This window comes from Salinispora vitiensis, assembly GCF_000378825.1.
Taxonomy (GTDB): Bacteria; Actinomycetota; Actinomycetes; order Mycobacteriales; family Micromonosporaceae; genus Micromonospora; species Micromonospora vitiensis.
Window position 1 is genome coordinate 2,527,449 of record NZ_KB900388.1, and the last position, 13,083, is coordinate 2,540,531.

The following is a 13,083-nucleotide window of genomic DNA, read 5'->3' on the forward strand; positions in this document are numbered from 1 at the left end:
CGTGACCGAGGAACGCATGTACTTCACCGACCGAGGGATCGAGGAACTGACCGAGCGCCGCGGCGACGAGCAGGTCAGCATCGAGTGGCTTGCCGAGCGCCTACGCGACTTCGTCGACCAGAACCCCGACTTCGAGACCCCGATCGAGCGCTTCGCCACCTACCTGGCTCGGCTGGACGACGAGGACGACGAGTAGGGCCGCAAAGTCCCCCGGGAGCCAAACGGCACGAACTTGTCAAAAACGGCATGAAACCCCCGGGAACGGCACGAAACCCCCCGGAGAATCGCGGTGCAGGACGAAGACCCGGGCCCCCCGGGCCGGATGACTGGGCCGAAGGACCCGGGCGGACAGCCCACCGAGCTCCTAGAGTGGATCTCGTGGCGCGGAGTGTGTATCTGACCAGCGTAAGTTCCGGTGGCGGCAAGTCCACCGTCGCCCTGGGACTGGCGGAGCTGTTGTCCCGACAGGTTGGCCGAGTCGGAATCTTCCGGCCGTTGGTCCGAGGCGACCAGCCGGACCCGATCCTCGCCCTACTCAGCGAACGTTATCGGGTCGACCTGCCGATCGAGGACCTCACCGGCACCACCTACGCCGAGGCCACCGGGATGGTCGCCGAAGGCCGGCGGGAGCAACTCGTCTCCCGCATCGTCGAGCGGTACCGCGCGATCGAGCGGCAGTTCCCGGCCGTGGTCGTGGTGGGCAGCGACTTCGCCGACGACGGCGACGGCGCCGGCGCCGGGCCCCGGGAACTGGCCTTCAATGCCCGGCTCGCGACCGAGTTCGGCAGCGTCGTGGTCCCCGTGGTGGACGGGTACGAGCAGGAGAACAGCACCGTCGCGGCGGCGGCCCGGGGGGCGTACCACGACCTGGCGGACCTCGGCGCGACGGTGCTGGCGGTCGTCGCGAACCGGGTGACCGGTCCGCTCACCCTGCCTGAACTGCCGGTGCCCGCGTACCTGATCCCCGAGGTGCCCAGCGTGTCGGCGCCGACCGTTGCCGAGGTGGCGACGGCGCTCGGCGCCACCCAGCTCGGCGGGGACGACGCCGCGCTCAGCCGCGACGTACTCGACTATGTCGTCGGCGCGGCCCACGTGCCCACACTGCTTGACCACCTGACCGAAGGCGCCCTGGTGATCACGCCAGGGGATCGGGACGATCTCCTGGTTGCCACCAACGCCGCGCACGTCGCGGGACAGGTCGCGCTCTCCGGACTGGTCCTCACCCTCGGTGAAACGCCGGATCCGCGCACCATGCGGCTGGTCGAGCGGCTCCGGCCGGGCCTCGCCGTGCTCGCCGTGCCCAGCGATAGCTACGACACCGTGGCCGCCTGCAACCGGATCGAGGGCCGGCTCAGCGCCAGCAACCCGCGGAAGGTGGAGGCCGCGCTGGGCGCCTTCGAACGCTGCGTGGACACCGACGACCTGTCCCGCCGACTGCGGGTCACCCGGTCCCAGCGGGTCACCCCGCTGATGTTCGAGTACGACCTGATCGACCGGGCCCGGGCACAGCGCCGGCATGTGGTGCTGCCGGAGGGGAACGAGGAGCGGATCCTGCGGGCAGCCGAGATCCTGCTGCGCCGCGATGTGGTCGAGCTGACCCTGCTCGGCCGGCCCGACGATATCGCCCGCCGGACCCGGGAACTGGGCGTCGACATCGCCGGCGCACGGGTGATCGATCCGTTCACCAGCGAGTGGCGCGACGAGTTCGCCGACGGGTACGCCCAGCTCCGCGCCCACCGGGGCGTCACCCCGGACCTCGCCCACGACATCGTGCCCCAGCCGAACTACTTCGGCACGATGATGGTGTGGGCCGGGTACGCCGACGGCATGGTCTCCGGCGCCACCCACACCACCGCCGCCACCATCCGCCCCGCCTTCGAGATCATCCGCAACCTGCCCGGCGTCTCCATCGCCTCCAGCGTCTTCTTCATGCTGCTCGCCGACCGGGTACTCGTCTACGGCGACTGCGCGGTCAATCCCGACCCGGACGCCGCGCAACTCGCCGACATCGCGATCTCGTCCGCCGACACCGCCGTCCGGTTCGGCATCGAGCCGCGGGTGGCGATGCTGTCGTACTCGACCGGCAGCTCGGGCGCCGGCGCCGACGTGGAGAAGGTCGCGGAGGCCACTCGACAGGTTCGGGAGCGCCGCCCGGACCTGCTGGTCGAGGGGCCGATCCAGTACGACGCGGCGATCGACCCGACGGTGGCGGCGACGAAGCTTCCCGGCAGCACGGTCGCCGGCCGGGCGACGGTTTTCGTCTTCCCGGACCTGAACACGGGCAACAACACGTACAAGGCGGTCCAGCGGTCTGCCCGCGCGGTGGCGGTCGGGCCGGTCATGCAGGGGCTCCGCCGGCCGGTGAACGACCTTTCCCGGGGTGCGACCGTCCCGGATATCGTCAACACGGTGGCAATCACCGCGATCCAGGCCGGGGAGGCAGGCAAATGAGCCGGGTGCTGGTACTCAACTCTGGGTCGTCGTCGGTCAAGTGGCGGCTCTACGAAGGCGACGACGTCCTGGACCGGGGCGCCGTCGAGCGGATCGGTGAACCCGGGGGCGGGCCGGCGGACCACGGTACCGCCATCCGGGGGATCCTCACCGAACTCGACCTGACCGGGCTCGCCGCCGTTGGCCACCGGGTGGTGCACGGTGGCCGCCGCTTCGGCGAGCCGGTCCTGATCGACGACGCGGTGCTCACCGCGATCCGAGAGCTGGTGCCACTCGCCCCGTTACACAACCCGGCGAACCTGGCCGGCATCGAGGTCGCCCGGGCGGCGCTGCCCGGTGTCCCCCAGGTAGCCGTCTTCGACACCGCCTTCCACACCACGCTGCCCGAGTCCGCCGCCACCTACGCGATCGACCGGGCGACAGCCGACCGGTACGGCATCCGGCGGTACGGCTTCCACGGCACCTCCCACGCGTACGTCTCCCGGCGTACGGCGGAGTTGCTGGGTCGTCCGTACGCCGACACCAACACCATCACCCTGCACCTGGGCAACGGCGCGAGCGCCGCCGCCGTGGCCGGCGGGCGCAGCGTGGCCACCTCGATGGGGATGTCCCCGCTCGAGGGACTGGTCATGGGCACCCGGAGCGGCGACCTGGACCCAGCGGTGATCTTTCACCTGCGGCGGGAGGGCGGGCTGAGCGTCGACGAGATCGACGACCTGCTGAACCACCGCAGCGGCCTGTACGGGCTCATGGGCGACAACGACATGCGCGAGGTGCTCGCCCGCCGGGCGGACGGCGACCCGGCCGCCCGGCTCGCCTTCGACGTGTACTGCCGCCGGATCACCAGCTACGTCGGGGCGTACTACGCGCTGCTCGGCCGGGTCGACGCGGTGACCTTCACCGCCGGCGTCGGCGAGCGCACCGCCGAGCTCCGCACGGTGGCCCTGGCCGGACTGGAGCGCCTCGGGATCGCGGTCGATCCGGAGCGCAACGCCGGCAGTGGCGACCGGGTCATCTCGCCGGACGGGAGCGAGGTGGCGGTCTTCGTCATCGGCACCGACGAGGAGCGGGAGATCGCCCGTTCCGCCCGGGAGGTGGCGGGCCGAAGCTGACGTCGCTCAGGCAAGGTGGTCGACGACCACCTTGCCAAAGACGTCGCCGGAGTGCAGGCGGGCGAAGGCCTCCTCGACCACGGTGAAGGGCACCACCCGGTCCACCACCGGGCGCAGCCCCCGCTCGGCGCAGAAGGCCAGCAGCGCGGCCAGCTCGTCCGGGGTGCCCATGGAGGTGCCGAGGATCTCCAGCTGCATGGCGAAGACCCGGCGCAGGTTGACGGTGGGTTCGTGTCCGGCGGTAGCGCCGGAGACCACGATCCGGGCCATCGGCGCGGCTGACTTCAGCGAGTGGTCGAAGGTCGCGGCACCGACTGTCTCGATCACCAGGTCCACCCGCTCCGGCAGCCGGGCGCCCGGTTCGACGGCGGTGGCGCCGAGCGCCGCGACCCGCTCCCGCTTGGCGGCGTCCCGGCTGGTCGCGTAGACCCGCTTACCCATCGCGGCGGCGAGCGCGACGGCCGCGGTGGCCACGCCTCCTCCCGCCCCCTGCACCAGCACGGCGGCGGCCTCGTCCACCCGGCCCCGGGTGGTGAGCATCCGCCACGCGGTCAGCCAGGCGGTGGGCAGGCAGGCGGCATCGGTCGCCGCCAGACCCGCCGGCAGCGGCAGCAGATTCGCCCGGGGTACGGCGACCCGTTCGGCCAGCGTGCCCGGGAAGTGCTCGGAGAGAATCGAGACCCGGCGGGGATCGCTCGGGGTGGGGAGCACCGGGTAGACAACCACCGGGTTGCCGGCCGGGTCAACGCCGGCCGCGTCGCAGCCCAGGATCATCGGCAGCTGCTCCGCGCGTAGTCCGACGCCGCGCAGCGACCAGAGATCGTGGTGATTGAGCGAGCTGGCGGTGACCTGGATGGTCACCCAGTCGTCGCCGTGGTGCGCGGGTTCCGGCCGCTCGCCCACGGTGAGCGCGGCGAGCGGGTTGGCGTCGTCGAAGCGGGAGGCGAAGGCGGCACGCATGATCGGCACGGTAACAACCCGGGCGGGCGACCAGAAGGCCCATTGGCGTGTGCCAGGCCACACGTCGGGGTTGCGCCACCGCGCCGCGCGAACCCCGCCGCGGCGGCTATCGGACAGCCCCGCCGCGGGGGCTATCGGGCAACCCTGCCGCGGCGGCTATCGGGTTACGCCGCCGCGGCGTGCGGCCTCCGCGACCGCCTCGGCCACCGCGGGGGCGACCCGCGGGTCGAGTGGTGACGGGACGATCGCCTCGGGGGTGAGCGAGTCGGCCACTACCCCGGCAATCGCGTCCGCCGCTGCCACCTTCATGCCGTCGGTGACCCGGGTGGCCCTTGCGTCCAGTGCCCCGCGGAAGACACCGGGGAAGGCGAGCACATTGTTGATCTGGTTGGGGTGGTCGCTTCGACCGGTGGCGACCACCGCGACGTGCCGGGCGGCCACCTCCGGCTGCACCTCGGGGGTGGGGTTGGCCAGCGCGAAGACGATCCCACCCGGAGCCATGCCGGCCACCGCCGCCTCGGGGATCTGGCCACCGGAGACCCCGATCAGCACATCGGCGCCGCGCAGCGCCTCGGCCACGTCGCCCCGCCGGCCGGAACCGTTGGTCAGCTCCGCCAGCTCGGCCTTGGCACTGGTGAGACCTTCGCGGTGCGGCCCGATGATGCCCCGGGAGTCACAGACCACCACCTGGTCCGGGTTGACTCCGCCGGCGACGAGCATCTTGGTCACCGCCACCCCGGCGGCGCCCGCGCCACTGATCGCCACCCGAAGGTCGCCGAGCTTTCGGCTGAGCAGCACCGCCGCATTGCGGAGTGCGGCGAGCACGACGATCGCGGTGCCGTGCTGGTCATCGTGGAAGACCGGGATGTCCAGCGCCTCGTCGAGGCGCCGCTCGACCTCGAAGCAGCGCGGCGCGCTGATGTCCTCCAGGTTGATGCCGCCGAAGGAGGGGGCGAGAGCCCGTACCGCTGCCACGATCTCGTCCACGTCCTGCGTGTTCAGACAGATCGGCACCGCGTCCACCCCACCGAACTGCTTGAAGAGCACGGCCTTGCCCTCCATGACCGGCAGGGCGGCGTGTGGGCCGATGTTGCCGAGCCCCAGCACGGCGGAGCCGTCGGTGACGACCGCGACCGTGTGCCCGGCCCAGGTGTAGTCATCAGCGTGCCGGGGGTCGGCGGCGATCGCCGCACAGACCCGGGCCACCCCCGGGGTGTACGCCAGGGAGAGGTCTTCCCGGCTGTTCAGCGGGACGGTCGAGGCGACGGCCAGCTTCCCGCCCTGATGCAGTTGGAAGACCGGGTCCGCGGGGTCCACAGTGGACGATGACATTGGTGACTCCAGGATCTGTCGATACAGCTGGACCAGCCGGTCCGGGCGCGAGGTGGGCGTTGACCGGCGGCGCTAGGCATGGGGGTCACCCGGGACACCTGCCGAGCATAGTGCGGCGCATGCCGCCCGGATGTGAGTAGGGTCATACTCCATGGCGGCGCAGCAGCCGAGGCCGCGGCCAGTAGCGCGCCACCACCCGCCCCCAGATGTCCGCCCCACCGTACGCCCGTGAGTCGTCAGTGATCAACGGGTTGTCGCCCACGAGCCACCAGCCCTCCGCGGTCGGACCGATCGCCCGCTTGACCACCAGCAGGTCGGGGCGACTCCGAAAAACCGCGACCACCACGTCACCGGCCCGGATTCCGCGTTCCCCCCGGCGTACCAGTACCGCGTCGCCGTGCCGCAGGGTCGGCGCCATCGAGGGGCCCGTCACCAGGACGGCGGAGAGCGTCCACCGGGCACCCGGCGCCGGGCACGGCGGGAACGGGGGCATGCCGTTCACCTCCACCGGGTACGGCCTCCAAGTAATGTCGTGCTCGATCATCGCAAACTTCCCAGGAGGCTCCTGATGCGACTTCCACGCATCCTCACCCCCCGAGTGACCGCCAGCGCCCACTGCGACCTGCCCTGCGGCGTCTACGACCCGGCACAGGCCCGGATCGAGGCCGAGTCGGTGAAAATGATCTGCGAGAAGTACCAGGCCAACACCGACCCGGAGTTCCGCACCCGGGCCATCCTGATCAAGGAGCAGCGGGCCGAGCTGGTGAAGCACCACCTGTGGGTGCTGTGGACCGACTACTTCAAGCCGGCTCACTTCGAGAAGTACCCGCACCTGCACCAGCTCTTCAACGAGGCCACCAAGCTGGCCGGCGCGGCCGGCGCCAAGGGCGCGACCGACCCGGCGAAGGCCGACGAGTTGCTGCAGAAGATCGACGAGATCTCGAAGATCTTCTGGGAGACCAAGAAGGCGTAGGTGAAACGGCACGGCGACGGCCGGCGCGTCCGCGGAGGCGCCGGCCGTCGCCGTGGTGGCTGCGTCGGGGTACCGGGTAGAGTTCCCTGGCGGGCCGCCATCCCCGATCCGGGTAACGGGCGTCCCGGGGGGATGACGCGTGACTCCGACGACCAGCCAACCCACCAGCGACGACGTGGTGCACCTCACCGTGCCCGCGGACGGCGGCTACCTGAGCGTGCTCCGCACGGCCACCGCCGGGCTCGCGGCCCGGCTGCAGTTCGCCCTCGACGAGATCGAGGATCTCCGCATCGCGGTCGACGAGGCCTGCGCCATGCTGCTTTCGGTCGCCACCCAGCACGCCGAGTTGGAGTGCCGGTTCTCCGTAACCGACGATGCCCTCGCCGTCGATGTCACGGTGCCAACCTCCCGCGGTGCGCGACTGCCGGCCGAGTCCTCCTTTGCCTGGAGGGTGCTCACCGCCCTGACCACCTCGGCCGCCGCTACCACTGACAACGATCGCGCGACCATCTCCCTGCTGACCCGTCGCGTCGCCGGCTAGGTCGCGCCGCACCCGCCAGGACCGACGGCTGCCAGCGCCCGCACTCGAAAACGCCCTTACTCGAAGCCGAGGGCACGGGTCGTCGGGGTACTGAGCAGCAGGGCGGTGACGCCGAGGCCCAGTGCCATCAGTGGCCCGCCCAGCCAACCAAGCCCGCCCTGGATCATGAACCATCCGATCGGCAACAGCATGAGCTGAAGCACGATCGCCGGAGCTCGGGCGCCCGCCCGACACCGGGCGAGCGCCCCGCCCAGCGCCCAGAGCGCGGCTGCCACACCAGCGGCGAACACCGTCAACAGCAGCGCCGATGTCAGGTCAACGCTGGGCGCCGTGAGGTTTGCCCAGAGCAGCCAGCCAGCGATCAGACCGACGGCGCCCGCCTCACCACGCAGCGTAAGGACGGCCCAGCGGAGCGGGCCGGGTATCTGGTTGGAGGCGATCGTCACGCGACCACGATACCGATGCCGTCACGCGGTACAGTGCCGCCCATGCGGGCCGTCCTGGTGGTCAACCCCAAGGCCACCACCACCAGCGAGCGCAGCCGGGATGTCCTGGTCCGGGCGCTACGCAGTGAAGTCGATCTGTCGGTGCGCTACACCCGACACCGGGGGCACGCCACGACCCTGGCCCGCCAGGCGGCCGAGGAGGGCGTTGACCTGGTCGTCACGCTCGGTGGCGATGGCACGGTCAACGAGGTCGTCAACGGGCTGATGTCCGCGCTGCCGACGACAGGGCCGACCGGGAGGACGCCGGCCGAGCAGTTGCCCGCCCTGGCAACCGTGCCGGGCGGTTCGACGAACGTCTTCGCCCGCGCTCTCGGCCTACCCCGGGAGTGGCCGGACAGCACCAGCATGATCCTGGAAGGGCTGCGGCTAAACCGGCACCGCACCATCGGCCTGGGCCGGGCGGATGAGCGCTACTTCACCTTCTGCGCCGGCTTCGGAGTTGACGCCGCGGTGATCCACCGGGTGGAACGGTCCCGCCGGCGCGGGGAGGTCTCCACGCCCGGCCTGTACTTCCGATCAACCCTGGCCCAGTACTTCCTCGCCTCGGACCGCCGACACCCCGCCATCGCCCTCCAGCGGCCGGACGAACCCACCGAGGAGCAGCTCGCCACCGTGATCGTCCAGAACACCGCACCCTGGACGTACCTCGGCGACCGGGAGGTGAACCCGAATCCGGAGGCATCGTTCGACCTCGGCCTAGACGCTTTCGCACTGCGGCAGCTCCGGGTGACCAGCACAACACGGACGATCACTCAATTCTTCGGCCGAACACCGGGTCCGCGTGGCAAACAGGTACTCCGCCTCCACGACCTGACCGAGTTCACCTTGATCGCCCGTCACCCACAGGCGTTCCAGCTCGACGGTGAGTATCTGGGCGAGCGCGAAAAAGTTGAATTCACCGCCACACCCGCAGCAGTGCGAGTAATCTGCTAGTCCTCGGGTACTCCCCTCGGTTGAGCCGGCCCGTCCGATGACGATTGGCGCCACGTTGGGGTGAGTGACGGAAATGTCAGCGAAATCAGTGCCGCCGTACTATATTGATCCCCGACTGTGGTACTCCGAGTATCCGGAGCCTCGGGCAAATCAGGACAAACTGGTTGTGGGCTTGCTCACCGCGTGAAGTTTTCCGGAGCGTCACCCTTGACATCGCGAGCGTTCGTGAAAGTATTCACAAGCGACTTGAGTTTCCGGGACATCACCTGGATTCGCTCAGCAGAATGAGCGGATCCAGTAGGTCGACGGAGCCAACAGCCTGCTCACGCACTGCCAGCAAGCCGGGCGCGAACCGTTACGGCCGGCGCTGCGGATGCATATAGCAAGCCATCTGCCACCCATCCAGAATGAGGAGTGTTGCCGCCATGGACTGGCGCCACCATGCTGTCTGCCGCGACGAGGACCCCGAGCTGTTCTTCCCGATCGGGACGTCCGGTCCGGCCCTCCTGCAGGTGGAGCAGGCCAAAGCCGTCTGCCGGCGCTGCCCGGTGACGGACCAGTGCCTGCAGTGGGCCCTCGAGTCCGGCCAGGACGCAGGCGTCTGGGGCGGGATGAGCGAGGAGGAGCGGCGCGCCGTCAAGCGTCGCGGCGGCCTCCGGGTGCTGCGCGCTCACACCGCCTGACCACCAGCCGAAAGCGAAACGCCCCGGTCGGCTCGACCGCCGGGGTGTTTCGCTGCCCGGCGGGGTGTCAACCGGGACCCCGCCACCACCAAGACCCCGCCACCAGCGGGGCGACACCACAACAGGGCCTAGTCCGACACCGCGTCAACCCGGCGAAGGACCAGGTCAACCAGCTCGGGAGCATCGGCGAGCGGAGCCGCCACCGCCACCGCACCGGCCTGCCGGGCCGAGACGGCCACCGCGTCATGGAACAACCCGGGCGCCAGAAAATACGCGGCCACCGCCACCCGTCGCGCGCCCCGTACGCGCAGGCGGGTCACCGCCACCCCAGCGGCGGGCGGGGCAGCCGAGGCATAGGAAACCCGGGTCGGAACGGCCAGGGCCGCCCCCAGCGATGCCGCCACCCGCCCCACCGAGGCACGCCCGACCGGATCCCGGGTGCCCGCAGCGGCCAGCACCAACCCGTCGTAGCCCCCCGGCTCGGCCTCGAGCAGCCGACGGCGCAGCCCGGCCAACAACGCCGGATCGACCGCCCGGGCAGCGGGACCGAGCACGTCGGTCACCCGTACCGCCAGCTCGGGAACCGTCTGACGGACCGCCGCAACGGCCTCCGGGATGTCCACCCGCCGGTGAAACGCGGCGGTCAGCAGCAGCGGCACCAGCACCACCCGGTGAAAACCAGCGCCAACCAACTCCCGTAGCGCCTCCGTGGGGCCGGGCCGGGTGTGGTCCAGCCAGCTCGGCACCACCCGCCGGCCAGGCCGAGCGGCGGACACCGCCGCAGCCAGCGCCCGCGTCGCCGCGGCGGCCCGCGGGTCCCGACTGCCATGCGCGACCAGGAGCACCGGATCTCCGTCGCCCCCGGTCCCGCTCAACCGTGCAGGCCGCACTCGGCCTTCTCAAACATCGCCCACCGGCCAGCCCGGGGATCCTCCCCAGCCTTCGTCCGCCCGGTGCAGGGCCAGCAGCCGACCGAGCTGTAGGAGCGGCCGAACAGCTCGTTGACCGGCACATCCCAACGGGAGATGTAGGTCTCCACATCGGCTTGCGTCCACGCCACGATCGGGTTGATCTTCACCTTGCCCCGCCCCGCGTCGAAGGTCACCACCGGGGTGTTCGCCCGGGACGGCGACTCGTCCCGGCGCAGCCCGGCGGCCCACGCGTCGTAGCCGACCAAGGCCCGCTCCAGCGACTCCACCTTGCGCAGCTGGCAGCAGTCATCCGGGGAACGGTGGAACAGCCGCGGCCCGTACTCGCCGTCCTGCTGGCCGACGGTCAGCCGGGGTCGGATCGAACGGACGTTCACCGGCATCGTGCGGGCGACCTGGTCCCGAACCTTGAGCGTCTCCGGGAAGTGCAGCCCGGTGTCCAGGAAGACCACGTCAACGCCGGGTGCGACCCGAGAGAACAGGTGTACGAGCACCGCGTCGGCCATCGAACTGGTGACACAGAGCCGGTCACCGAACGTCTCGGCCGCCCACCGGGCCACCTCCAGCGCGGGGGCGCCCGCCAGGTCCCGGCCAGCCTCCTCCGCCAAGGTGCGCAACTCCCGCCGGTTCAGTTCGGCGGCGGCCGGTTCGCCGGCCCCGACCAGGCCCAGATCGGCCGCCCAGCGCAGACCACTCACCGGAGCACCGCCTTCGCCAACAGGCCCTGCAGCCGTACGGTGAAGACCCGGGCGCAGGCGTGGCACTCCCAACCGCCGTGCCCCGCCTCGTTCGGCCGCAGGTCCTCCTCCCCGCAGTACGGGCAGTACAGCGGGGCGGAACGGGTGTCACTCATCGCAGCTCCCCCTCGTCCGCCCGGAGCACCCAACTGGCAAACGTCTCGCCGTCGGTACGCCCAGCCAGGTAGCGCCGAGCCAGCTGCTCCACGTACTCCGGAAGCTCCGCCGCCGTGACCTTCAGGCCCCGCGGCTTGCGGCCGAACCCCGCGGCCCGGTCCTGCGCCATGCCCAGACCACCGCCGAGATGCACCTGGAAGCCCTCCACCTGGCGGCCGTCCGCGCCGACCATCAGCTGGCCGCGGAGGCCGATGTCGGCGACCTGGGTACGGGCGCACGCGTTCGGGCAGCCGTTGAGGTGGATGGTGATGTCGGCGTCGAAGTCCCGCAGCCGCTCCTCCAGCCGCGCCACCAACTCCGCGCCCCGCGCCTTGGTCTCGACGATGGCCAGCTTGCAGAACTCGAGGCCGGTGCAGGCCATGGCGCCCCGCCGCCACGCCGATGGCCGAGCCGACAGGCCGATCTCACCCAGCGCCTCGACCAGGGACTCCGTCCGGTCCGGCGGCACGTCCAACACCAACAGCTTCTGGTACGGGGTCAGCCGGACGCGGTCGCTGCCGTGCGCCTCGGCCACGTCGGCGAGGCGGGTGAGCTGGCTACCCGAGACCCGGCCGACCGTCGCAGCGGCCCCGACGTAGTTACGCCCGTCACGCTGCTCGTGCACCCCGATGTGGTCGATCTGTTGCGCCGGCAGCTCGGCCGACGGTCCGTCCAGCAGGGCCCGGCCCAGGTACTCCTGCTCCAGCACCTCCCGGAACTTCGCCACCCCCCAGTCGGCGACCAGGAACTTCAGCCGGGCACGGTGGCGCAGCCGCCGGTACCCGTAGTCGCGGAAGATGCCCACCACCCCCGCCCACACGTCCGGCACCTCGTGCAACGGCACCCAGACGCCCAGCCGCTGGGCGAGCATCGGGTTCGTGGAGAGGCCGCCACCGACCCAGAGATCGAAGCCGGGTCCGTGCTCGGGATGCACCACCCCGAGCAGGGCGATGTCGTTCGTCTCGTACGGCGTGTCCACCAGCCAGGAGATCGAGGACTTGAACTTGCGAGGCAGGTTGGCGTACTGCTTGTCGCCGACGTAACGGCGGACGATCTCGTCGATCGCCGGCGTCGGATCGATCACCTCGTCCTGGGCTACGCCGGCGACCGGGCTACCGAGCACGATCCGGGGGCAGTCCCCGCAGGCCTCGGTGGTCTGCAGGCCGACGGACTCCAGTCGACGCCAGATCTCCGGCATGTCCTCGACCCGGATCCAGTGGTACTGGATGTTCTGCCGGTCGGTGAGGTCGGCGGTGTCCCGGGCGAACTCGCGGGAGATCTCGGCCACCACCCGGAGCTGGGCCACGGAGAGCTGCCCGCCGTCGATCCGCACCCGGAGCATGAAGAACTCGTCCTCAAGCTCGTGCGGCTCCAGCACGGCGGTACGCCCACCGTCGATGCCGGCCCTGCGTTGCGTGTACAGCCCCCACCAACGGAACCGACCCCGCAGGTCCTGCGGGTCGATCGAGGCGAAGCCCTGGTGGGCGTAGATGTTCTCGATCCGGGCCCGGACGTTGAGTGGGTCGTCGTCCTTCTTGATCCGCTCGTTGGCGTTGAGCGGCTCGTGGTGGCCGAGAGCCCACTGGCCCTCCCCGCGGGGACGGCGGGGGGCCCGGTCCGACTGGGGTATCGGATCCTCGGGCCGGGCCGGATTGCGCAGCGCCATCGTGGCTTCCTCCATTGTCTGGGGTGCCTCGTGGCCGCTGCGCCGAGCGCGGTGGCCGGCCCCGGCACGACGGGTTGGGCTGGGGCGGATCAGCCGGCGCAGCG

Annotated in this window: 15 protein-coding genes; 7 read left to right on the plus strand and 8 right to left on the minus strand. The window is 71.1% G+C overall.

The genetic code is table 11. From position 1 onward, the window contains the following. Position 1: 1 nt before the first annotated feature. From SALPAC2_RS0111655 to SALPAC2_RS0111665, 3 genes are all read left to right on the plus strand, one after another. Entirely contained in the window at positions 2-196 is a 195-nt protein-coding gene (locus SALPAC2_RS0111655; RefSeq protein WP_018216835.1) for a DUF6104 family protein, read from the plus strand. 173 nt (positions 197-369) lie between these two features. Continuing rightward, positions 370-2,451, plus strand: a complete 2,082-nt coding sequence (gene pta, locus SALPAC2_RS0111660; protein ID WP_018216836.1) for a phosphate acetyltransferase — start codon at positions 370-372, stop codon at positions 2,449-2,451. After that, on the plus strand, positions 2,448-3,563 hold the full coding sequence (locus SALPAC2_RS0111665; protein ID WP_018216837.1) for an acetate/propionate family kinase: 1,116 nt from the start codon (positions 2,448-2,450) through the stop codon (positions 3,561-3,563). The genes pta and SALPAC2_RS0111665 overlap by 4 nt, the downstream gene beginning before the upstream one ends. Before the next feature lie 6 nt (positions 3,564-3,569). Here SALPAC2_RS0111665 and SALPAC2_RS0111670 read toward each other — a convergent pair whose 3' ends face one another. From SALPAC2_RS0111670 to SALPAC2_RS0111680, 3 genes are all read right to left on the minus strand, one after another. Continuing rightward, a complete protein-coding gene (locus SALPAC2_RS0111670; protein WP_018216838.1) occupies positions 3,570-4,532 on the minus strand; it encodes a zinc-binding dehydrogenase in 963 nt (320 codons plus the stop codon). Positions 4,533-4,679: 147 nt separating this feature from the next. Next, on the minus strand, positions 4,680-5,855 hold the full coding sequence (locus SALPAC2_RS0111675; protein ID WP_026184648.1) for an NAD(P)-dependent malic enzyme: 1,176 nt from the start codon (positions 5,853-5,855) through the stop codon (positions 4,680-4,682). Between the two features lie 142 nt (positions 5,856-5,997). After that, the gene (locus tag SALPAC2_RS0111680; protein WP_033661886.1) at positions 5,998-6,399 is read right to left on the minus strand and encodes a S24/S26 family peptidase; all 402 of its coding nucleotides are present in this window, start codon (positions 6,397-6,399) and stop codon (positions 5,998-6,000) included. A gap of 24 nt (positions 6,400-6,423) precedes the next feature. On the opposite strand from SALPAC2_RS0111680, the gene sodN reads away from it, so the two are divergent. Both sodN and SALPAC2_RS0111690 read left to right on the plus strand, forming a co-directional pair. Beyond that, the gene (gene sodN / locus SALPAC2_RS0111685; protein WP_018216841.1) at positions 6,424-6,828 is read left to right on the plus strand and encodes a superoxide dismutase, Ni; all 405 of its coding nucleotides are present in this window, start codon (positions 6,424-6,426) and stop codon (positions 6,826-6,828) included. 139 nt (positions 6,829-6,967) lie between these two features. Next, the gene (locus tag SALPAC2_RS0111690) at positions 6,968-7,369 is read left to right on the plus strand and encodes an ATP-binding protein (RefSeq protein ID WP_018216842.1); all 402 of its coding nucleotides are present in this window, start codon (positions 6,968-6,970) and stop codon (positions 7,367-7,369) included. Positions 7,370-7,425: 56 nt separating this feature from the next. Here the strand turns inward: SALPAC2_RS0111690 and SALPAC2_RS0111695 are convergent, their stop codons facing one another. Further along, positions 7,426-7,815 (minus strand): hypothetical protein, encoded by a 390-nt coding sequence (locus SALPAC2_RS0111695; RefSeq protein WP_018216843.1) that lies wholly within the window; start codon positions 7,813-7,815, stop codon positions 7,426-7,428. Between the two features lie 42 nt (positions 7,816-7,857). Here SALPAC2_RS0111695 and SALPAC2_RS0111700 point away from each other — a divergent pair, with 42 nt between their 5' ends. Beyond that, the gene (locus SALPAC2_RS0111700; RefSeq protein ID WP_018216844.1) at positions 7,858-8,808 is read left to right on the plus strand and encodes a diacylglycerol/lipid kinase family protein; all 951 of its coding nucleotides are present in this window, start codon (positions 7,858-7,860) and stop codon (positions 8,806-8,808) included. Between the two features lie 425 nt (positions 8,809-9,233). Continuing rightward, entirely contained in the window at positions 9,234-9,491 is a 258-nt protein-coding gene (locus tag SALPAC2_RS0111705; protein ID WP_025616811.1) for a WhiB family transcriptional regulator, read from the plus strand. Between the two features lie 128 nt (positions 9,492-9,619). Here the strand turns inward: SALPAC2_RS0111705 and SALPAC2_RS0111710 are convergent, their stop codons facing one another. The 4 genes from SALPAC2_RS0111710 to SALPAC2_RS0111725 are packed head-to-tail and all read right to left on the minus strand — an operon-like array spanning position 9,620 to position 12,994. Further along, on the minus strand, positions 9,620-10,381 hold the full coding sequence (locus tag SALPAC2_RS0111710; RefSeq protein WP_026184649.1) for a sirohydrochlorin chelatase: 762 nt from the start codon (positions 10,379-10,381) through the stop codon (positions 9,620-9,622). Then, positions 10,363-11,118 (minus strand): phosphoadenylyl-sulfate reductase, encoded by a 756-nt coding sequence (locus SALPAC2_RS0111715; protein ID WP_018216846.1) that lies wholly within the window; start codon positions 11,116-11,118, stop codon positions 10,363-10,365. The genes SALPAC2_RS0111710 and SALPAC2_RS0111715 overlap by 19 nt, the downstream gene beginning before the upstream one ends. After that, positions 11,115-11,273 (minus strand): hypothetical protein, encoded by a 159-nt coding sequence (locus SALPAC2_RS27530; protein WP_018216847.1) that lies wholly within the window; start codon positions 11,271-11,273, stop codon positions 11,115-11,117. Before SALPAC2_RS27530 ends, SALPAC2_RS0111715 begins: the two co-directional genes overlap by 4 nt. Next, the gene (locus SALPAC2_RS0111725) at positions 11,270-12,994 is read right to left on the minus strand and encodes a nitrite/sulfite reductase (protein WP_018216848.1); all 1,725 of its coding nucleotides are present in this window, start codon (positions 12,992-12,994) and stop codon (positions 11,270-11,272) included. The genes SALPAC2_RS27530 and SALPAC2_RS0111725 overlap by 4 nt, the downstream gene beginning before the upstream one ends. Between the last annotated feature and the right edge of the window lie 89 nt (positions 12,995-13,083).